This window comes from Rubrivirga aquatilis (genome assembly GCF_046845665.1).
GTDB lineage: Bacteria > Bacteroidota > Rhodothermia > Rhodothermales > Rubricoccaceae > Rubrivirga.
In genome coordinates this window covers 3321548-3341308 of sequence record NZ_CP177355.1, presented here as the reverse complement: position 1 = coordinate 3341308, position 19761 = coordinate 3321548, and the positions used below count along the sequence as shown (strand labels likewise).

Sequence of the window (19761 nt, the reverse complement as noted above, 5' to 3'; positions counted from 1 at the left end):
TCAGGAGGGGGGCTCTCCAGGCCACTCCCAGCACATGCAGATCCTCGACTCCACCCGCGCCCTCCCCGCCGAGGCTCCTGACCAGGGGTTTAAGTGCCGCTCGTGCGGGACGCCCCTCCGCTTCTCCGTCGTCGATCTCGGCACCAGCCCGCCGTGCCAGAACGTCGTTCGTCCTGAGGCCCTTGGGAATGGGGAGATGTACTTCCCTCTGCACGCCTTCGTCTGCCACGAGTGCTCGCTCGTCCAGATCGACGAGGTCGTCCCCCCCGAGGCCATCTTCGCGGGCGAGTACGCCTACTTCTCGTCCTTCTCCGACTCCTGGGTCGCCCACGCCGGGCGCTACGTCGACGCCGTCGCCGACAGATTTGGCCTGAACGAGGGCTCGCTGATGGTCGAGATCGCCAGCAACGACGGCTACCTGTTGCAGCACGCCGTCGCGAAGGGGATCCCGTGCCTCGGCGTCGAGCCCGCCGCCAACGTCGCTGAGGCGGCTCGCGTGAAGGGCGTCCCCACGCGTGTCGCTTTCTTCGGCGAGGACGAGGCCCGGGCCATGCGCGCCGAGGGGATCCGCGCCGATGTACTCGCGGCCAACAACGTGCTCGCGCACACGCCCCACCTCAATAGCTTCGTCGCCGGGCTGGCGGTCCTGCTGGCGGAGGATGGGGTCGCGACCGTCGAGTTTCCCCACCTGCTCCGGCTCGTCGACGAGAACCAGTTCGACACGATCTACCACGAGCACTTCTCGTACTTCTCCTTTACCGCCGTCGAGCGCGTCTTCGCCCGCCATGGACTGACGCTCTTCGACGTGGAAGAGCTGCCCACGCACGGCGGCTCGCTCCGCATCTACGCCCGCCACGACGCCGACGCCAGCAAGCCCGTCACCGACCGGGCGACCGCCCTCGCGGCCCGCGAGCAGGCCTGGGGCGTCGACGACCTCGCCACGTATGCCGCCTTCGCGGAGCAGGTGCGCGAGACCAAGCGCGGCCTGCTCGACTTTCTGATCGCCGCCCGCCGCGAGGGCAAGACCGTCGTCGGCTACGGCGCCCCGGGCAAGGGCAACACGCTGCTCAACACCTGCGGCATCCGCACCGACTTGCTCGACTACACCGTCGACCGCAACCCGTACAAGCAGGGCACCTACACGCCGGGCGCCCGCATCCCGGTCTACGACCCGTCCCGGATCGCCGAGACGCGCCCCGACTACGTCCTCATCCTGCCCTGGAACCTGCGCGACGAGATCGCCGGCCAGATGGCTCACGTCCGCGAGTGGGGTGGCCAGTTCGTCGTCCCCATCCCCCGCGTCGAGGTGTTCTAAACGTTGGTTCGTGCGGTGTTGAATGTGGAATGTTGGCCTGCTGGCGGCGCTCCACCCATCTCCACCGCTGGTTCCGGCCACGCATTCCAACTTTCCACCGTTGAACCTTCAACCCACCCACATTCCCGGTTGCCACGTCGTCCGCCCCCAGCGCCACACCGACGACCGGGGCCACTTCGCCCGCACCTGGGACCCCGATGCCCTCGCCGCCGCCGGCCTCGACGCCCGCGTCGCCCAGTGCTCGACCTCGTTCAACGCGCGCGCCGGCACACTGCGCGGCATGCATTGGCAGGCCGCGCCGCACGGCGAGCAGAAGCTCGTCCGCTGCACGCGCGGCGCCGTCTACGACGTCTGCCTTGATCTCCGGCCAGACTCTGAGACCTATCGCCAGTGGCACGCCGAGGCCCTGAGCGTCGAGAATGGGCTGGCGCTCGTCGTGCCGCCCGGCTGCGCCCACGGCTTCCTCACGCTCGCTGACGACTCGGAGGTGTTCTACATGATGAGCACGCCCTACGCCCCCGACGCGGCTCGCGGCGTTCGCTACGACGATCCCGCCTTCGCCATCGCCTGGCCCCGCCCGGTCGCCGTCATCCACCCCCGCGACGCGGGCTACCCACTGGCGTCTTTCCTCGGACGCTGACGTGCGTGGCTATGGATTCGGGCGGGCCGGTGGCCTTGAGGAGTGCGGACCTCAAGCACCTGCAGTTTCTAGGAGAGGCCCGCGGGTGGCTATGGATTCGGGCGGGCCGGTGGCCTTGAGGAGTGCGGACCTCAAGCACCTGCAGTTTCTAGGAGAGGCCCGCGGGTGGCTGAGGATTGAAACGGCCTGGTCGCTCGCGCGTCTAGGGCGCCCCACCGACCCTCCCCGTCGAGACGTGAGCCCCGACACCACTCCATGAGTTGCATTGTCCTCGTGGGGTTGCGCCGTCCAGCCGTCGAAGCGGTCGGGCAACTCGGGCTGCGCGCCGTGCTCGTCGCAGAACGAACGCCCGGTCCGCGAATGGCGGCGCTCCTCTCCGACGTCGTCGAGACCACGTTCGAGGCCCCGGCGTCGCACTGGCGGTCGGTGGCCGAAGCGATCCGACGTTTCCGACCCGAAGCCGTCCTAGCGCTCACGGAGCGGTCGGTCCTGCCGGCGGCGTACCTCCGGGAGGCGCTCGGGCTCGATGGCGTGAGTGTCGAGACGGCCCGGCGATGCACGCACAAAGGCGCGATGAAGCAGGCCATTCGAGAGGCCGGGATCGCATGCGCCGACTTCGTGCTGGCCGAGGAGGGGTTGGGGCGCGACGCTCTCATTGAGCGGCTAGGGCTCCCGCTCGTCGTGAAGCCGTGCGCGGGGTCGGGGGGGCGCGGGACGGAGGTCGTGCGAGAGATCCAGGGGGTACCCGAGCGCCTTCCGGAGGGTTGGATGGCCGAGTCGTTCGTGACGGGGACCGAGATGAGCGCTGAGGGCATCGGGTGGGGGGGCGAGATGCGCTGGATGAGCGCGACGGACTACGTCGTCCCACGTGAGGCGAGCCTGGTGCCGGCCCCTCTCGACCCCGAGTCTGCGTCCGCGGTCCGTCGTCTCCACGGCGCGGTGTGGGAGGCACTCGGCATCGAGCGAGGCATGACGCATCTCGAAGTGTTTCTCGGACCTGAGGGGCTCGTCTTCGGAGAGGTGGCCGTGCGCCCGCCGGGCGGCCACCTGATGCGCCTCATCGGACTGGCGTACGGCGTCGATGCGTGGGAGGTGTGGGCCCGCGTCGAGCGCGGCGAGACGGTGGCGCTGCCCGAGCGCGCCCGCCAGTCGGCGGCGGTGTGGATCCTGCACCCCGGCGCAGGCGTGGTGCAACAGGTCGAGGGGATCGATACGGTTCAGGATCTGCCAGGCGTCGTTGAAGCCACGGTGCGCGTCGCGCCGGGCGACGCCGTCGGACCGCGCGAGGGCTCCGGCGAGGAGATCGGCCACGTCGTCGTCACAGGCGCAGAGACCGAGGAGGCGCGCGCCCGTCTGGACGCCGCCCGCGATGCGGTGCGCATCGACATCGAACCCGCCAGGGACTGACGCCAGCGGAAGCGCGGGGAGACCTCGGCGGGATCGAAGGGATCTGGAGAGGTCTCCGACCTACGCGCGCATCCCGGCGAGACCCTCGGCGCTCGCACAAGCCGTGTGCGGGAGGCGAGGGGGGAGTGGCTCGCGGTCAGATCGGGAGGCTGTGCGAACGGGCGGGCCCGGCCACACCCCGGAGTCCGCGCTAGTAGCCCGCGTCGTCCAGCATGCCCTGGGCCACGTACGCGTTCCAGCCCTCCATCGCCCGCAGGCCGACGGCCACCAGCGGGATCCCGCCCGTCCCGCCCCGCGCCGCGTACTCCCGCTGGCCCTCGGGGTCCTTCTCGATGTCCACGACCCGGTGCGGGATCTCGTTGGTGGCCATGTACTCCCGCGCCTGGGCGCAGTACGGGCACCACTCGGTGACGTAGAGCACCACCTCTGCCTTGCCGTCGACGGTCGCCGGGTTCGTTAGTGCGTCCGGCGGCGGAGACGGCTGCGTGCCGGGCGGCGGTGGGAGGACGGGTCGAGCGGCCGGCGCCTCGCCAGCCTCCTCCGCGACCGACGCGTCCATCGGCGCGCGGGACTCGAACCGGCAGCCGGAGACGGCGACGACGAACAACAGGGTGAACAGCGAGAACCGCATGGGTCGAGAGGGGAGACGACGAAAGGTATCGGCCGGGGAGACCCTCAGACGTAGCGGGCCCGCGCATTCGTACGCGGCGACCCGCGCCAGCCAGTCGGGTCGCCACGCGGCTCCGGCGCGGCGGGGAGGGAGGCACGGCCCTCCGTCACCCACTTCCCCTCCTCGACTCGTCCCCTCCTCTCCGCCCGGGGATCCGCGCCCGGCCGGGCCCGTACCCGCGCGCCCCCCTCCGCCCCGCATGACGCCCGACACGCTCGCCCTGGACACCGACGCGCTCGTCGACCACCCCGCTTTCGAGCCCGTCCGCGCGCTCGGCGGCGTCGAGGAATACCGGCACCGTGCCAACGGCCTGACCGTCCTCCTGGCACCCGGCGCCGCTGCGCCCGTGGTCGCCTTCCAGGTGACGTACCGCGTTGGCAGCCGCAACGAGGGCGCCGGGCTGACCGGCGCCACGCACTTGCTGGAGCACCTGATGTTCAAGGGGTCGGAGCGCTTCAACCGCGACCTCGGCACCTCCGTCTTCCAGGTCCTGCAGTCCGTCGGCGGCCAGATCAACGCGACGACGTGGTACGACCGGACCAACTACTACGCGCTGCTCCCGAGTGAGCACCTCGGGCTGGCGGTCGAGATCGAGGCCGACCGGATGCGCGGCGCGCGCGTCCGCGACGAAGACCTGCTCTCCGAGCGGACCGTCGTCCTCAACGAGCTTGACCGGGGCGAAAACGAGGCGCTCCGCAAGCTGATCCACGCCACGTACGCGACCGCCTTCCAGGCCCACCCCTACGGCCACCCCGTCATCGGCTGGCGCTCCGACGTCGAGACCGTCACCGCCGCGGGGCTCCGCCACTTCTACGACACCTACTACTGGCCGAGCCGCGCCACGGCGACGGTCGCTGGCCAGTTCGACCGGACTGAGGCCCTTGACCTTGTCGAGGCCCACTTTGGCCAGATCCCAGCCGACGCCAGCGGCGACCCCGACGCGCCCGCCCCGCTCGTCCACCGCGACCCCGACGCCGCGGTCACGCGCGAGCCCGAGCAGCGCGGCGAGCGCCGCGTGACGGTCCGCCAAGCCGGCGAGCTCGGCGCGGTCCTGCTCGCGTACAAGGCCCCCGCCGGCCTCGACGAGACCGCCGACGCGCTCGACGTGCTCGTCCAGGTCCTGGGCGCCGGCAAGTCCGGACGGCTCTACCGCGCGATGACTGACGCGGGGCTGGCGACCTCGTCGTCGGCCTACTTCCCCCGCCTGCGCGACCCCGGCCTGTTCATCGCCTACGCCACGCTCGCGCCCGACGTGACGCACGAGACCGCCGAGGCCGCCTTGGGCGCCGCGTTGCGAAAGGTCGCCGCCGACGGCGTCACCGACGAGGAGCTCGCCCGCGCCCGCCGCCAGGTCGTCGCCGACGAGGCCTTCGGCCGTGACGGGCCCTATGCCGTCGTGTCCCAGCTCAACGAGGCCATCGCCGTCGGCGACTGGACCCTGTTCGCCGAGTACCGCGACCGCATCGAGGCCGTCTCCGCCGCCGACGTGCAGGCCGCGGCCGTCGCCGTCCTCGACGACGACCGGCGGACGGTCGCCTGGTACGTCCCGGAGTAGTCCCCGCCCGTCGTCCTCTTCGCATTCGGGACCGCCCCCGAACCCTGCTCCCCGAACCTGTCCCCGGACCCCTGACCGTCTCCGCCCCCCTCGCCGACCGCGTCCACGACTCCGCCGCCGGCCCCGCCCGTCTCCTCGCCCTGCCGACCAACGTTCCCGACGTGGTCAGCTTCCGGGGCTCCTTCGAGGCCGCGCCCGACCTCGCCGACGCCGACGATGTCGTGCAGTCGCTCCTCGCCAACCTCTTGGACAAGGGGACCGAGTCGCGCGACCGCTTCGCCATTGCCGAGGCGCTCGAAGGCCGGGGCGCCCAGGTTTCGTTCTATGCCGACGGCCTGCGCCTCGGCTTCGCCGGCCGGGCCCTGCGCGACGACCTCGACTTCGTCATCGGCCTGGTCGCCGAGCAGCTGATGAGGCCAGCGCTCGACCCGGATGAAGTCGAGAAGGCCAAGGTCCGCGCCGTCGCAGGCGTGCGGCGCTCGCGCGAGTCGACCGGTGCCCAGGCCTCCGGGGCACTGTCGAGGTTGATCTACGGCCCCGCCCATCCCAACCACGTTCTCGACCCCGACGCCGAGATCGCCCGCGTCGACGCTGTCACCCCCGACGACCTGCGCGCCTACCACGGCACGCATGTCGGCTCGGAGGGCCTCACGGTCGCCGTCGTCGGCGATGTCGATCCGGCCGCCGTCTCCGCCGCGCTCGCCGCCGCCTTTGCCGACCTCGCCCCGCACGGCCGCCAGCCCGTCTTTGCAGCCGAGGCGGGCGCCGACGCGCCGGGCCGCGTCGTCGTCGAGATGGCAGACCGCCGCAACCTCGACGTGCGCCTGGGCCACGCTGTCGACCTGCGCCGCGACGCCGAGGACTTCCTCGCGGCGTACGCGGGCGTCTTCGCGTTGGGCGGCAACTTCTCGGGCCGCCTGATGCAGACGGTCCGGGACGAGCAGGGCCTGACGTACGGGATCGGCGCCGGGCTCGGCGCCCCCTCGGTTCGCTACGATGGCCACGTCAGCATCAACGTGACGCTGAGCCAGGAGAACCTCGACCGGGGCATCGCGGCGACGCGCGCCGAGGTCGAGGCGTTCGTCGCTGAGGGCGTCGCCCCGGACGTGCTGGCGGCCGTCCAGACCACGCTCGCCGGCCGCCACGTCGTCGGGCTGGCGACCACGGCCGGCGTGGCCGCCCGCTTGCTCGTCAACGCCGAGCGCGGCTTCGACGTGGGCTACCTCGACCGGTACTCCGCCCTCGTCGGGGCCCTCACCGCCGACGCAGTTACCGCCGCCGTCCGCCAGCACATCCGCCCGGCCGGTTTCCACGAGTCCGTCGCCGGCACGCTCCCTGAGGCCGAGTAGCGGACCGCCCTTCTCAGATTTTCAACGTCGGGCCCGGGGCGACGGCGGGCGCGCCGTGATAGCTTGGGGGGACCGTGCTCGCACGGCTACGGAGGCTATAGCTCAGTTGGTTAGAGCGCCAGGTTGTGACCCTGGAGGCCGTGGGTTCAATTCCCACTAGTCTCCCTCCGGCTCCGAATGGAGCCACCCGCCGCGTTCATCTAGGGGTTAGGATGCCACCCTTTCACGGTGGTCACACGGGTTCAAATCCCGTACGCGGTACGACCCCGGGGCGTGGGCCTCGGCCTCTGGCCGCTCGTGGGAGCGCTTAGGCCGCTTTCGGGAGCGTTTTGCGATCCCAGTCCCGTGCGAAGCCCAGGAAGCCGGGCAACGTCGCTGGAAGCTGGGACAAGCGGACGAGCCCCATCGCCCACCGCCCGAACAGGCGGCCGTCTGGCCGCACCACGCCGGACCTCCGGGCGACCTCCGCGATGGGCCCCCGCGCCAACGTTTCCACGTCGAAGTGGCGCGCGTCGGCCTTGATCCGCTCATACAGGTCTTCGACCGATGGCTCCGGGCCTTCCATCCACTGCACGAACTCGCCGGGCGCGCCAGCCACGGCGGGCAGATCGCCGTAGAGCAGGAGGCCGGTGACGCCGAGCGACGGGTTTCGCAGCTCCGCCGTCGCGATGATGGCGTTGAGATCGGAAGCGAGGAGGCCGGCGCGCGCGCGAGACCGGTAGAGGACAGTGTGCATGACCGATCTACGCCTCTGCGGTGGACAACGCCTCCCCAGTCTCAGAAATCGCGCCAGCCGGTGGGGGGGAGACGCCCCAGGCCCGGGCCCCGGCCCGGATCGAGACCAAGATCGCGAGCGGCAGCACGGCGGAGTGCATCGGCTCGGGCAGGCCCGCCCACACCACGACGACCCCGGCCGTCACGACCGCGTTCGCGATTGCGTATGGGCGCCAGCGGACCAACTCGGCTCGGCGCAGCGCCAACGCGAAGACGAGGTGCGTCGGCCACATCCAGAGCAGTTCGAGGTTCGCGCGCGTCACGTAGTGCTCGGTCGCCACCCACAGCAGGAGCAGGATCAGGCCCACGACCCCCACCACGGCGAACAGCGACTGGTCGAGCACGCGGGCGCCCCGGCTCGGCGGCTTGCGCCAGCCCCATACCGTGACGACGAGTCCCAGCGCCAACACCAGCCACCCGACGACGGTCGGCCACGGGAACGCGGGCTCGACGGTCCCGGCACCCTCGACCCAGAACAGGGTGTCGCGCTCGGCCACCAGGGGCCGGTCGCCGATCGTGGCGCCGTCGGCGGCGGCAAGCAGGGCGTCGGGCAGGAAGATGGCCTCGCGGGGCTCGGCCACCCGGTCCATCGGCAGGCCAAGGCCCAGGTTGGTGCTGAGGTCGATGATCGGTCGGCCCTTGGAATATGGCCCGACCAGATCACGGAACGTGGCGCCGCCAGCCGGTGCAGGAAGGTCGATCCGGGGCTGGCCCGTCGCGACGAGCGCGTCGTCGAGCACGTCGATCAGCCGCGTCGAGCAGTTGTCGCGCAGGAAGTCGTAGCGGTACGCCCGGTTGGCCGGGAGCGCGTTGATCTCGAGCCGGTCGTAGAGGGCGCGGACCGTCTCAGGCGGCAGGTCCAGCCGCTGCTCGATGATGGGGCGGCCGAGCGAGCGGTAGTGGGCGACTTCGAGGTCGAACGGCGCCGTGCCCAGGATGTAGTCGAGGCGGCCGGACAGGAACCGGAGCACGAAGTTGGGCTGCTCAAAGGTGAACGTGCCGTAGTTGTACGTCCGGTCGAGCCCTGCCGCCGGGTCGACGATGCGGAGGGCGTTGTGGCCCCACAGGCTGTAGACCTCGTCGCCGGGCACCATCGTCAGCAGCGACACGCGCGCCGAGTCGGACAGCCCGATCGGGGCGGGGGGGGAGGGCTGGGCCGAGGCTGGCGCGGCGGCGACGAGCAGCGCGAAGACGAAGAAACGCATGTCGCCAAGCTACCCGCCCCCCCGGGCCAGGCGCGGTGTCGCCCGTTCGCACCGGCCCGAGACGCGAGCCGCCGTCGCGAAGAGGCGGGCGAGGGGCCTCCTCCCAGTCGATCTGGAGTCGGCCGCCGGGCTTACCCCGCAGACTCGAAGCGGAGGGCCTCCAGTTCGTCGGGGTCGGTCACGGTCGCCACGAGCCCGCCGCAGTCCCGGCAGACGAAGGCGACGGTGGACGGCCGTGGGTGCGTGCCGGTGAGGAACCGGAGCCTGCGGAGCCCCGCGTAGGCCCGTACCGCCTGGACGCTGGGGTGGTCGCGGGTGTGCCCACAGACGCACGGGTCGCGCGGCGCTGCAAAGGCCGGTGGCCGCGCCGCCGCCCGCTCGGCCGAGCGGGGGCGTCCCCGCAACTCGCGGGCGTGCGCTTCGACGACCGCCGCCTCGTCGGCCGCCTCGCGGTCGGTCCACCGCTGGACGGCCTCGTCGAGCGACCACGGGCCGCTGCCCCACACGCTCAGGACCGCGAGCACCACCGCCACGAACGCGGCGAACGCGAACTCCTGGCTGAACAGCCCGTCGGTGGGCAGGTGCACCAGCAGCCCCGCCCCGACCAAGATCGGGAGTTGGGCCAGCGCCGCGATCCGCGTCAGCAGGCCGAGCGCGAGCAGGAGCCCGCCCGCCGCGTGCGACAGGCCGACGTAGTGCATCAGCGCAAGGGCGGCGAACGGGCTCTCCGCCCCGCCGGGAAGGAGCGACGTGTAGGTGGTGGGGTCGGAGAGGAAGAGGACCCCCCGGACGACCAGGCCGACCCCCAGGTACATACGGATCAGGTCGAGGGCGGCGGCGCGGTGGGCGTCCGTCCACGTGACGAGGATGTGGGCCATGGTTCGTCGAGGCCGTTGTGTTTGTTCAACGTGTGCGGGCGACGGTTCCGTTCCCCTCCACCCCTCTCCGCGAGAGTCCTCCCGGCCGGAGCCCCCGCCGGTACCTTCGATGCCCCCGCCCGAAGCTCCCCCGTGACCCGGAAAACGAAAGCGGCCGTCGTGCTCGACCGCCTGCGCGACGCCATCCCCGAGCCCGAGACCGAGCTCGACTTCCGGAACGAGTTCGAGCTCTTGGTCGCCGTGATCCTGTCGGCCCAGTGCACCGACAAGCGGGTCAACCTCGTCACCCCCGCGCTGTTCGAGGCGTACCCGACGGCGACGGCGATGGCGGACGCAAGCCCGGAGGAGATCTTTGAGCTCATCAAGTCCATCTCGTTCCCCAACAACAAGGCCAAGGCGCTGGCGAAGACGGCCCGGATGCTCCGAGACGAGCACGGCGGCGAGGTCCCCCGCGCGCACGCCGACCTGGTGAAGCTGGCGGGCGTCGGGCGCAAGACGGCCAACGTCGTCGTGCAGGTGGCCTTCGGGGAGGCGGCCATCGCCGTCGACACGCACGTCTTCCGGGTCGCCAACCGGATCGGACTGGTGGCCGACAAAACGACGCCGCTGGCCGTCGAGACCGGCCTGCGCCGCGTGCTCGACCGCGACGACTGGGGCGAGGCCCACCACCTGCTCATCCTGCACGGCCGTTATACCTGTCTGGCCCGCACGCCCGCTTGCGAACGCTGCCCGCTCACCGACGTCTGCAACTACTTCGCCGCCCTCCAGCGCCTGCCCAAGCCGATCCCTGGGCTTGCAAAGAGCAAGGGCCGCTACTATTCGAAGACGGCCGACCGCTACTTCGACGAGCCGGCCTCCAAGACCGACCGCAGCGGCGTCGAGCAAATCGCCGACCCGTGGACGGGCTCGATGAACGTCTACGACACGCGCACCGGCCGCACGACGAAGCGAGTCAAGGACTACCGGATCTGAGGGGAAAGGGGAAAGGGTGAAGCTGGCGAGGGTCCAGCCGCCAGCGACCCTGCATTCCGCTGGCGCCGCCCGTGATCTCAGGGCACCTTGCTCTCCTCTCTCGCTCTACCGCTCTCCCATGAGCCTCCTCTCCGAGTTCAAGGCCTTCGCCCTCCGGGGCAACCTCGTCGACCTCGCCATCGGCTTCACCGTCGGCGCTGCGTTCACCACAGTTGCGCGTTCGTTGGTGGACGACCTGTTGATGCCGCCGCTCGGGCTCATCCTGGGATCGACCGACTTTTCGGACTACTACTGGCTGCTGAAGGAAGGGGAGGGGGCGCCCGCGCCATACGAGACCAAGGAGGCCGCCGACGCGGCAGGCGCGGTGACGCTCGATTACGGCGAGTTCGCCACGAGCCTGCTGTCGTTCATCATCGTCGCGCTGGCGGTGTTCGTCGTCGTCCGGATCGTGACGCGGGCGACCCGAGCCGTGCAGGACGAGTTCGGCGAAGCCGACGAGGCGGCGGCGACGCCGGAGACCAAAAAGTGCGCGTACTGCCGCGAGTCCGTCCCCTTCAAGGCCAGCCGGTGCTCGCACTGCACCTCGTTCCTGGGCACCGGCGGCGGCCCGCTGGCGCCCGACGCCGCCATTACGCCCGGGCAACCGGCGTAGTCAGCAGGGGAGGCCGAGCCGTCGCCGAATCCCGTGGCTCGCGTCGCGGCGTCGTTTCCGGCGGCGGCGGGCCGCCGGAGCGGCCATCTTCCCGTACCCCGTACCCCGTACCCCGTACCCCGTACCCCGTACCCCGCTCGTGCCCCACCTCCTCCTCATCCTCGACGGCTACGGCATCGCCGACGACCCCTCGGTCTCCGCCATCGACGCCGCGCGCAAGCCGTTCCTCGACGCCTTCTTTGCCCTCACGCCGGGCTCGACGCTCGAGGCCTCCGGCCGCGCCGTCGGGCTGCCGACGGGGCAGATGGGCAACTCGGAGGTCGGCCACCTCAATCTGGGCGCGGGCCGCGTCGTGTACCAGGACATCACGCGCATCGACAAGGCCATCGAGGACGGGACGATGGCCGAGAACGCCGTGCTCCGAGCGGCCGTCCAGCACGCCCAGGCGAACGGGACGACGCTGCACCTGATGGGGCTCGTCAGCGACGGTGGCGTCCACGCGCACGTCCGCCACATCGCGGCGCTGCTGGAGCTGGCGGCGCACGAGGGGCTCGGTCGTGTCGTCGTCCACGCCTTTACCGACGGCCGCGACACGGCGCCCGACGGCGGCGCGGACTACGTGCGCCAGCTCGACACCGCAGCCCGGGCCGCGGGCGTCGGGATCGTTGGCTCGGTCGTCGGGCGCTACTGGGCGATGGACCGCGACCACCGCTGGGAGCGGACCGAGAAGGCGTACCGGCTGCTCACCGAGGGGGCGGGGGAGACGTACACCGATCCGGCCGCTTTCCTGGAGGCCAGCTACGCCGCCGGCGTCACCGACGAGTTCGCCGAGCCCGGCCTGCGCGCCGACGCGCCCCGCATCGCGGATGGCGACGCCGTCGTGTTCTTCAACTTCCGCTCCGACCGCGGGCGCCAGCTGACCGAGGCGTTCACGTCGCCGACCTTCGACGGCTTCGACCGGGGGGCCCTCCTCGACCTCCACTACGTCACGATGACGCGCTACGCCGACGCGTTCGACGTGCCCGTCGCCTTCGATAAGCCCGACCTGAGCGACACGTTGGGCGAGGTCGTCTCGCGCGCCGGGCTCACCCAGCTCCGTGCGGCGGAGACGGAAAAGTACCCGCACGTCACGTTCTTTTTTAACGGTGGGCGCGAGGTCCGCTTCGACGGCGAGGAGCGGATTCTGGAGCCCAGCCCCAAGGTGGCGACCTACGACCTGCAGCCCGAGATGAGCGCGCCCGCCCTTGCGGCGAAGGTGGCCGCGTCGATCCGCGACGACCGCCCGGACCTGGTGATCCTAAACTTCGCCAACCCCGACATGGTCGGCCACACGGGCGTTTTCGAGGCGGCTGTTGCGGCGGTCGAGGCCGTCGACGCGGCGGCGCGCGTCGTCGTGGAGGCAGCGACCGAGGCGGGCTACACAGTTGAGGTGCTGGCGGACCACGGGAATGCCGACAAGATGCGGAATCCGGACGGGAGCCCGCACACCGCACACACGACGGCGCTCGTGCCGCACCACATTCAGGCCCCGGGCGTCACGGTTGTCCGTCCCGGCGCGCTCGGCGACGTAGCCCCGACCGTGCTGGCGCTGATGGACCTCGACCAGCCCGCCGCCATGACCGGGCGCTCCCTTGTCGACTGACGCAACCCCGGCACCCGGCGACGGGTAGCCTGCGCGCTCACACCTGCCGCTCCGATGGACCTGATCGCCCAGTACGAGATCCCGTTCCTGCACCCCTTGCTGGTGCACTTCCCGCTCGTGCTGATCCTACTCGGAGCCGGGGCCGCGACGATGTACCTCGTCTTCGGGCGCGGGGTGTGGCGACAAGCGGCGCTCGTCTTTTTCGTGTTCGGCGCGGCCGGGGCGTGGGCGGCAGCCGAGACGGGGCACGATCTCGAACAAGCCGTCGAGGGCGACCCGATCGTCGAGCAGGTCGTCGAGCGCCACGAGCAGGGGGCCGACTGGACGATCTGGCTCTCGGTGGCGGCGGCGCTGGCATTCGGGGTGGCGAGTGTCGCGCGGATCCGGCGTCCGCAGAAGCCAGAGGAGGAGGGGGAGGAGACCCCGGTCAAGCCCCGATCTCGACGCGAGGCGCTGTGGGGGCGGTTGCTCGGCTTCGTGCTCGCGCTCGCCGCGGCCGGCGCGGTCGCCTGGACTGCCCACCTCGGGGGCATCATGGTCTGGGGCATCGCGCGGTGAGCACGGAGAGCGGCGCCCACACGTCCCCCACATGAACACTCGTTCAAGCGGACGACCGCGCCGCTAGATTCGTTCGTCCCCCCATGCCCGACCCCTCGACCCTCAACGACCGCCAGCAGGACGTGCTCCGGCGCGTCGTGCAGCACTTTATCGACACGGCCGCGCCGGTCGGGTCGAAGACGCTGGCGGAGGCGGTCGAACTGTCGAGCGCCTCGGTCCGCTCCACGATGCGGGACCTGGAGGCGGCCGGCTACCTCGGCCACCCCCACACCTCTGCCGGCCGCGTCCCGACCGAGCGCGGGTACCGCTTGTACGTCGACTCGCTGATGGACGTGGCCGGGCTCACCGACCGCGAGGCGGGGCTGCTCCGCGAGAGCGTCGCCCGGCGTCTGGGCGACCTCGAGGCCGTCGCCCGCGACACGTCCCGCGTGCTCGGGCGCCTCAGCCAACTCCTCGGGGTCGTCCTGACACCCCGGCTGGCGGCGGGCGTGCTCGAGCGCATCGAGGTCGTCCCCATCGCTGCGACGCGCGTCCTGTTCGTGCTGGCGCTGAGAGGTGGGATCGCTCGGACGCTGCAGGCCGAGGTCGACGTGGACGTGACGACGGCCGACCTCGACGCCGTCGTTCGCCGTCTCAACGAGCGGCTGGCGGGCCACACGCTCGACGAGATCCGCCGGACCGGGCGCGAGCGCGTCCGCGACTTGGCCGACGACGACCGGACGGGGATTGTCCGCGTGGTCCTGCGCGACGGGCCGCACCTGTTCCGCGAGGCCACGCCCGAGCGCCGCGCCCAGATCAGCGGGGCCCAGCACCTGGTGGCCCAGCCCGAGTTTGCGCGCCCCGAGTGGGTCCGCGACGTGGTCGAACTGGTCGAGAGCGAGGACGTCGTGGTGCACCTGTTGGAGCGCCCCCGGCTCGTGGCGGGCACCGAGGACGGCACGGCCGTGCTCATCGGGCGCGAGCTCGGCCGCCCGGACGGTGGGCCCTCGTACTCCGTCGTCACCGCGCCATACCGGATGGGCGACAGCGTCGGCGCGGTTGCGGTGCTGGGCCCGACGCGGATGGACTACGCCCGCGCCGTCGGGCTGGTCGAGTACGTCGCCTCGCTGTTGGGCGACGGCCCGGCCGACTGACGCTTTTCCCACCCCTTTCGTTCGACCCCGGCGCCCTCGCCACCGATACTGCGGGGCCCGGCAATCTTCCCCGCCGTATGTCTGACCGACCCGTTTCTCCTTCCGACGCCCACTTCGACGACGAAGCGGTCCTCGAAGCCGACGCCGAGATGGCCGAGGACACGCCTGCGCCCGACGGATCCGCCGAGGCCGAGACGTCGGCAGACGCCGAGATCGCCCGCCTCAACGAGCGGCTGCTCCGCGTCACGGCCGAGTACGACAACTACCGCCGTCGGTCGGTCGCCGACCGCCAGGAGGCGGTCCGTCAGGGCCGCCAGACGGCGCTCGTGCCCATGCTGGAGGTGTTCGACGACCTTACCCGGTCGCTCGAGGCCGCCCGCCGCGCGGCCCAGCAGGACGCGGGCTCGACCGCGTTCGAGGCGCTCTCCGAGGGCGTCGAACTGGTCCACCAGAAGTTTCAGGACGCCCTGTCCAAGGTCGGCGTCACGCCCATCGAGGCCGTCGGCGAGCCGTTCTCGGAGGACCTCCACGAGGCCATGATGCAGCAGCCGGCGCCCGAGGGCACCGCGAGCGGCACGGTCTTGGCCGAGATCCAGCCCGGGTACCGCCTGGGCGACCGCGTCTTGCGCCACGTCCGCGTCATCGTCGCCGAATAGCGCGACCCCTCTCCCCCCGGATCCTATGACTGCCGAACGCGACTTCTACGAGGTCCTCGGCGTCGCCCGCTCGGCGACGCCCGACGAGATCAAGAAGGCCTATCGCAAGCGGGCCCTGCAGTTCCACCCGGACCGCAACCCGGGCGACGCCGAGGCGGAGTCCAACTTCAAGGAGGCCGCCGAGGCCTACGAGGTGCTCTCCGACGCCGACAAACGGTCGCGCTACGACCGGTTCGGCCGCTCCGGCCTCAACGGCGGCGCCCAGGGCCCCGCCGGCGGCTTCGCAGACGTCTCCGACATCTTCGCCGCCTTCTCCGACATCTTCGGTGGCGGCGACAGCCGCTTCGAGGACGTCTTCGGGCGGCGCCCCGGCCAGCGCCGCCAGGGCCGCCCCGGCACCGACCTCCGCGTCCGGCTCGCGCTCTCGCTCGAGGAGATCGCCGAGGGCGTCGAGCGCCAGCTCAAGCTCCGCAAGTACATCGGCTGCGATCACTGCGACGGGACCGGCGCCGAGGACAAGCAGGAGGGCTACACGACCTGCACGACGTGCCAGGGCTCGGGCGAGGTCCGCCAGGTGTCGAGCTCGTTCTTCGGCCAGTTCGTCAACGTCCAGCCGTGCCCGACCTGTGAGGGTGAGGGGCGCACCATCGACCAGGCCTGCACGGTCTGCTCGGGCGAGGGCAGGGTCAAGGGCGAGGAGAGCGTGACCGTCGAGGTGCCGGCCGGCGTCTCGGGCGGGCACTACCTCCAGATTCGCGGCGCCGGCAACGCGGGCGTCCGAGGTGGCGCGCCCGGCGCGCTGCGTGTCGAGATCGACGAGCGGCCCCACGAACACTTTACCCGCGACGGCCTCGACGTCGTCCACGACCTGTTCCTCTCGTTCCCCGACGCCGCGCTCGGCGCCGAGGCGACGGTCCCGACCCTGCGCGGCCGGGCCAAGCTGCAGGTCGATCCCGGGATCCAGTCCGGCCGTGTGCTCCGGATGCGGGGCCGCGGCCTGCCCGAGGTGGGCGGCGGCCGTCGCGGCGACCAGCTCGTCCGTATCCACGTCTGGACGCCCGAGTCGATGTCGGAGTCGCTGCGGGAAGCGCTGGAGCAGCTTCGCCTGGAACCCGAGCTGCAGCCCGCGCCGGGCGAAAAGCAGAAGAAGGGCTTCTTCGGTCGCGTCAAGGACGCCTTCGTCGGCTAGATCGGTTGGTGGCAGGGGTGCGCCCGCCGTCTGTCCCTGGGACCCCCGACGTGCGCGCCGGGTTATCGGGGCCGCCTCCGACGATCCGTGACGACGCCCCCCACCGACCTTGCCCGCCCGGACGCCCTGCCCGCCTCGGGCGAGGCGCTGCGGTCCGTGCTGCGCGACGTGCCGAGTCCCGTCGTCGTCGTCACCGTGGAGGCGACCGACGGTCCGCGCGGGGCGACCATCGGGTCGTTCACCAGCGTCTCTCTCGACCCGCCCCTCGTGTCCTTCAACGTGACGCAGGGCACGCAGCTCCACGTCGCGCTGGCAGACGCCCCCGTCTTCGCCGTCCACCTCTTGGACGCCGGGCAGGCCGACCTCGCCGAGCACTTCGCCATCCCCGACCTGAGCGGCGAGGCGCAGCTGGCGCCCTTTGACCACGTGCGCGGCGGCGGTCCCCCCTTGCTCCGCGGATCTCTCGGCATCCTGCTGTGTGCGCCACACGCCCGGTTCGAGGCGGGCGACCACACCGTCTTCGTCGGCCACGTCACACACGTCGTCGACGGGGCCGGGCACGATCCGCTCCTCTACGTCCGTCAGTCGTACCGGGGAATTGGGGAGCGAGTGCGGTAGAGGCTGGCGCAATGGACATGGCGGCCGCTGGCGCCAGCACGTCGTCTCTGCTCTACCTGCCGGTGCTGCTCGCTGGGATCTCGTCACCGCCGTACGCGCCCAGCCCGAACAGCGCGTAGTCGTACCGGCAGGGGTCGTCGGGCGAGAGCGCACGGCACACGTCGGTCAGTTCCTGGACCGCACGCCAGTCGTCGTAGGTGCGCGAGAGCAACCCCAGCCGCCGCGCCTGTCGCCCCGTGTGCACGTCGAGCGGGATGACGAGCTGGCGGGTGTCGACGCCGGACCACAGGCCGAGGTCGACGGGCCCGGGGCGCGTCATCCACCGTGCGTACATCGCCAGTCGCTTGCAGGCGCTGCCCGTCGATGGTCGCGCCAGGTGCTTGGCCCGGACGCCGCCCGTCGCCAGCAAGGTCTCCGACAGCCGCTGGATCCCCGGGCCGATGTCATCGCTGGGTGAGAGCCCCGAGGCGACGAGCGCTCCCAGTGACCCGTGGGCCTCCAGTGCCGCCCGGACGCCGACTGCCAGCCCGAGTGCGTCCTGCGCGTTGAACGTCCGGTGCTTGAACCCGTCGAGCGCCGACGAGCCCGGCGTGACGGTCCGCACGAAGCGGTGCGGCTGCCCGTCCATCCGGTCGACGAGGTCCGCGAGCTTCGACAGGATCACCGAGCGGCGCCCCCACGCGATCACGGCCGCGAAGAGCCCGATCACCTCCTGATCTGCCGGGTCGTCGAAGGCATGGACGACGGAGATCGGGTCGTCGCCGATGAACGCCGTCCGCTCGTAGCGGACGACGAACGGGTCGAGAACGGCGCGGGCAGCGTCGACGGTCATGGCAACCACGACTGCGCCGTGCCCACCGGAGCGGGCACGGCGCAGATCGAGAGCAAAGACGGGCTATTTCCCGACGGTCTTGTCGGCGCCTGCGTCGTCGCCGTTCGCGTCCGCGTCGGGCGGGGTGCTGGCGGGCGGGGCGTCCTCGGTCCGCTCGATGACGAGCGTGATGTCTGAGACAAGCGCGGCAAGCGCGCTGACGGCGGCGATGCCCGGGTTCATCAGGATGGCCGCCGCGCCGGCGCCGACGCCGACCGTGAGCGGCATCTCGAAGACCACTCGGTCCTTGTGCTTGATTGCGACACGCTTAACGTTGCCGTCTTCGATCAGCTCGCGGAGCTTGTCGACAGCCTGGTTGGAGGCCACCTTCAGTTCCTCGGCGGCGTCGGAGGCGCGGGCGCGGGCGGCGCCAGCGAGGCGCTGGGCCTCGGACTGGAGGGTGGGTTCGGGCTTCGGCGTGGGATCGGGCATCGGGAGAGGGGAGAGGTGTGTTGTGCCCACGGCGGACGGGGCGAGAGGGTTCCGAGTTGCGCTCCGACCCGGGGCATTCCTCCCGCCTCGTTTCGATTCGGAACCTGTCACCGGTGAGCGTCCGCTGGGGCTGCCGGGCGTCGCTAGGCCGCGTAGAGGGCGTTAATCGCTGGAATCCGCGCAATGACGTGACCGTCGGGGGGAGGTGAAGGACGCGGGCGCGTCCGAGTCGCCACTCCGGCACGGGGCTGGCAAGAGACCGATCCGAATCCGAGCCGGTGACCCCCGCTGGCCGGTCAACCGCCCCGATAGGGGGCACTTAACCCACCCGGGGCGCCCCCGCCTCACACCAACACCACACCATGGGACAGCAGCAGCTCCTCCTCCTCGTTCTGGGCATCGTCATCGTCGGCCTCGCGGTCGTCGTCGGCATCCAGGCTTTCTCCGAGAACCAGCAGAAGGCGAACCTCGACGCGATGGTCAACGACGGCGTCCGCATCGCCTCCGACCTCCAGGCCTGGTCGCTGAAGCCGCAAGCCTTCGGTGGTCCGACCTCGGACGAGGGAATCTCAGACGGCCTCTTCGCGGACCTCGGTTACGACACGGCCGGCAATGACACGTGTACCGACGGCCAGTATGAGAACCTCAACGGGTGCTTCTCACTCCTCACCGGCGTGATCACAGCCCAGGGTTTGAGCGGCACGACACTCAATGACAACGGCGTCCAGATCACCGTCACAGGTGCCGCCCCTGATAGCATTGCAACGGTCACGGCCGCCGATGGCTCAATCACCGTGGGCAGCTAGCCCTCCGAACTATAGCCTCCTCCTGAGTAACTATAGCCTCCTCTGAGTGGCGAGGGCGGCCCTCCCTTTGGGAAGGGTCGCCCATTTTTCTGTATATCTTACATATTTGATTTTGTTCAATTATGCTGTGCAGGCCGCGAGGTGTCCTCGCGAATCGTGTCCTCGCACGTGACGTGCTCGTGAAAATGAGGGAGCGCTTCTTGAACACTGACTAAGAATGGGGGCCTAGTGATTGAGCAGCATCCGGGTCAGCGTGACATGAATGAATGCAACATCGGGCGGGATTGGCGCCAACAGGCTCCTCGTACGCGTGACCACTTTGACGTCGATCTCGTGCCTCGCCGCATGCTCCGCCATCGGTTCCAAGCTTCTCAAGCCTCAGGCTCCGCGCGGCAGCCGCGTCCAGCGGGTCGTACACCACCGCATTGACCTGTCCCGG

At 71.0% G+C, this 19761-nt stretch carries 20 protein-coding genes and 2 tRNA genes; 16 read left to right on the top strand and 6 right to left on the bottom strand.

Going from position 1 to position 19761, the window contains the following annotated elements; translation table 11 throughout:
* Positions 1 to 34 precede the first annotated feature (34 nt).
* The 3 genes from ACLII4_RS14780 to ACLII4_RS14770 all read left to right on the top strand — a co-directional run bounded on the left by ACLII4_RS14780 (position 35) and on the right by ACLII4_RS14770 (position 3362).
* A complete protein-coding gene (locus tag ACLII4_RS14780; protein ID WP_412068167.1) occupies positions 35 to 1315 on the top strand; it encodes a methyltransferase domain-containing protein in 1281 nt (426 codons plus the stop codon).
* Positions 1316 to 1415: 100 nt separating this feature from the next.
* Complete coding sequence (locus ACLII4_RS14775; protein WP_412068166.1) at positions 1416 to 1955, top strand: dTDP-4-dehydrorhamnose 3,5-epimerase family protein; 540 nt, start codon at positions 1416 to 1418, stop codon at positions 1953 to 1955.
* A gap of 360 nt (positions 1956 to 2315) precedes the next feature.
* Positions 2316 to 3362: an ATP-grasp domain-containing protein gene (locus tag ACLII4_RS14770; protein ID WP_412068165.1), complete on the top strand. Its 1047-nt coding sequence runs from the start codon at positions 2316 to 2318 to the stop codon at positions 3360 to 3362.
* A gap of 190 nt (positions 3363 to 3552) precedes the next feature.
* Here ACLII4_RS14770 and ACLII4_RS14765 read toward each other — a convergent pair whose 3' ends face one another.
* Complete coding sequence (locus tag ACLII4_RS14765) at positions 3553 to 3993, bottom strand: glutaredoxin family protein (protein ID WP_412068164.1); 441 nt, start codon at positions 3991 to 3993, stop codon at positions 3553 to 3555.
* Between the two features lie 238 nt (positions 3994 to 4231).
* On the opposite strand from ACLII4_RS14765, the gene ACLII4_RS14760 reads away from it, so the two are divergent.
* The 4 genes from ACLII4_RS14760 (at position 4232) to ACLII4_RS14745 (ending at position 7197) form a co-directional block, all read left to right on the top strand.
* Positions 4232 to 5587: a M16 family metallopeptidase gene (locus tag ACLII4_RS14760; RefSeq protein ID WP_412068163.1), complete on the top strand. Its 1356-nt coding sequence runs from the start codon at positions 4232 to 4234 to the stop codon at positions 5585 to 5587.
* A 161-nt stretch (positions 5588 to 5748) separates the two neighbouring features.
* Positions 5749 to 6936, top strand: a complete 1188-nt coding sequence (locus ACLII4_RS14755; RefSeq protein ID WP_412068162.1) for a M16 family metallopeptidase — start codon at positions 5749 to 5751, stop codon at positions 6934 to 6936.
* A 91-nt stretch (positions 6937 to 7027) separates the two neighbouring features.
* Positions 7028 to 7101: transfer RNA gene (locus ACLII4_RS14750), tRNA-His, on the top strand.
* A gap of 24 nt (positions 7102 to 7125) precedes the next feature.
* A tRNA-Glu gene (locus ACLII4_RS14745) sits at positions 7126 to 7197 on the top strand.
* 46 nt (positions 7198 to 7243) lie between these two features.
* Here ACLII4_RS14745 and ACLII4_RS14740 read toward each other — a convergent pair.
* The 3 genes from ACLII4_RS14740 to ACLII4_RS14730 all read right to left on the bottom strand — a co-directional run bounded on the left by ACLII4_RS14740 (position 7244) and on the right by ACLII4_RS14730 (position 9793).
* The gene (locus tag ACLII4_RS14740; RefSeq protein ID WP_412068161.1) at positions 7244 to 7672 is read right to left on the bottom strand and encodes a BLUF domain-containing protein; all 429 of its coding nucleotides are present in this window, start codon (positions 7670 to 7672) and stop codon (positions 7244 to 7246) included.
* 7 nt (positions 7673 to 7679) lie between these two features.
* On the bottom strand, positions 7680 to 8915 hold the full coding sequence (locus tag ACLII4_RS14735; protein WP_412068160.1) for a DUF4105 domain-containing protein: 1236 nt from the start codon (positions 8913 to 8915) through the stop codon (positions 7680 to 7682).
* A 131-nt stretch (positions 8916 to 9046) separates the two neighbouring features.
* Entirely contained in the window at positions 9047 to 9793 is a 747-nt protein-coding gene (locus tag ACLII4_RS14730) for a DoxX family membrane protein (protein ID WP_412068159.1), read from the bottom strand.
* A 132-nt stretch (positions 9794 to 9925) separates the two neighbouring features.
* Here ACLII4_RS14730 and nth point away from each other — a divergent pair, with 132 nt between their 5' ends.
* The 8 genes from nth to ACLII4_RS14690 all read left to right on the top strand — a co-directional run bounded on the left by nth (position 9926) and on the right by ACLII4_RS14690 (position 17213).
* Positions 9926 to 10765: an endonuclease III gene (gene nth / locus ACLII4_RS14725; RefSeq protein WP_412068158.1), complete on the top strand. Its 840-nt coding sequence runs from the start codon at positions 9926 to 9928 to the stop codon at positions 10763 to 10765.
* A gap of 118 nt (positions 10766 to 10883) precedes the next feature.
* On the top strand, positions 10884 to 11417 hold the full coding sequence (mscL, locus tag ACLII4_RS14720; RefSeq protein ID WP_412068157.1) for a large conductance mechanosensitive channel protein MscL: 534 nt from the start codon (positions 10884 to 10886) through the stop codon (positions 11415 to 11417).
* Between the two features lie 139 nt (positions 11418 to 11556).
* A complete protein-coding gene (gpmI, locus tag ACLII4_RS14715) occupies positions 11557 to 13059 on the top strand; it encodes a 2,3-bisphosphoglycerate-independent phosphoglycerate mutase (protein ID WP_412068156.1) in 1503 nt (500 codons plus the stop codon).
* Between the two features lie 54 nt (positions 13060 to 13113).
* Positions 13114 to 13617 (top strand): DUF2231 domain-containing protein, encoded by a 504-nt coding sequence (locus tag ACLII4_RS14710; protein WP_412068155.1) that lies wholly within the window; start codon positions 13114 to 13116, stop codon positions 13615 to 13617.
* An 83-nt stretch (positions 13618 to 13700) separates the two neighbouring features.
* The gene (hrcA, locus tag ACLII4_RS14705) at positions 13701 to 14750 is read left to right on the top strand and encodes a heat-inducible transcriptional repressor HrcA (RefSeq protein ID WP_412068154.1); all 1050 of its coding nucleotides are present in this window, start codon (positions 13701 to 13703) and stop codon (positions 14748 to 14750) included.
* Positions 14751 to 14827: 77 nt separating this feature from the next.
* Positions 14828 to 15406: a nucleotide exchange factor GrpE gene (locus tag ACLII4_RS14700; RefSeq protein ID WP_412068153.1), complete on the top strand. Its 579-nt coding sequence runs from the start codon at positions 14828 to 14830 to the stop codon at positions 15404 to 15406.
* Between the two features lie 25 nt (positions 15407 to 15431).
* The gene (gene dnaJ / locus ACLII4_RS14695; protein WP_412068152.1) at positions 15432 to 16595 is read left to right on the top strand and encodes a molecular chaperone DnaJ; all 1164 of its coding nucleotides are present in this window, start codon (positions 15432 to 15434) and stop codon (positions 16593 to 16595) included.
* Positions 16596 to 16682: 87 nt separating this feature from the next.
* Positions 16683 to 17213, top strand: coding sequence for a flavin reductase family protein (locus tag ACLII4_RS14690; protein ID WP_412068151.1), 531 nt, complete (start codon positions 16683 to 16685; stop codon positions 17211 to 17213).
* A 52-nt stretch (positions 17214 to 17265) separates the two neighbouring features.
* On the opposite strand, the gene ACLII4_RS14685 is transcribed toward ACLII4_RS14690, so the two are convergent.
* The gene (locus ACLII4_RS14685; RefSeq protein ID WP_412068150.1) at positions 17266 to 18045 is read right to left on the bottom strand and encodes a TIGR02757 family protein; all 780 of its coding nucleotides are present in this window, start codon (positions 18043 to 18045) and stop codon (positions 17266 to 17268) included.
* Between the two features lie 63 nt (positions 18046 to 18108).
* Positions 18109 to 18516, bottom strand: a complete 408-nt coding sequence (locus ACLII4_RS14680; protein WP_412068149.1) for a DUF4342 domain-containing protein — start codon at positions 18514 to 18516, stop codon at positions 18109 to 18111.
* A 362-nt stretch (positions 18517 to 18878) separates the two neighbouring features.
* Here ACLII4_RS14680 and ACLII4_RS14675 point away from each other — a divergent pair, with 362 nt between their 5' ends.
* The gene (locus ACLII4_RS14675; RefSeq protein ID WP_412068148.1) at positions 18879 to 19322 is read left to right on the top strand and encodes a hypothetical protein; all 444 of its coding nucleotides are present in this window, start codon (positions 18879 to 18881) and stop codon (positions 19320 to 19322) included.
* The last annotated feature ends 439 nt before the right edge of the window (positions 19323 to 19761 follow it).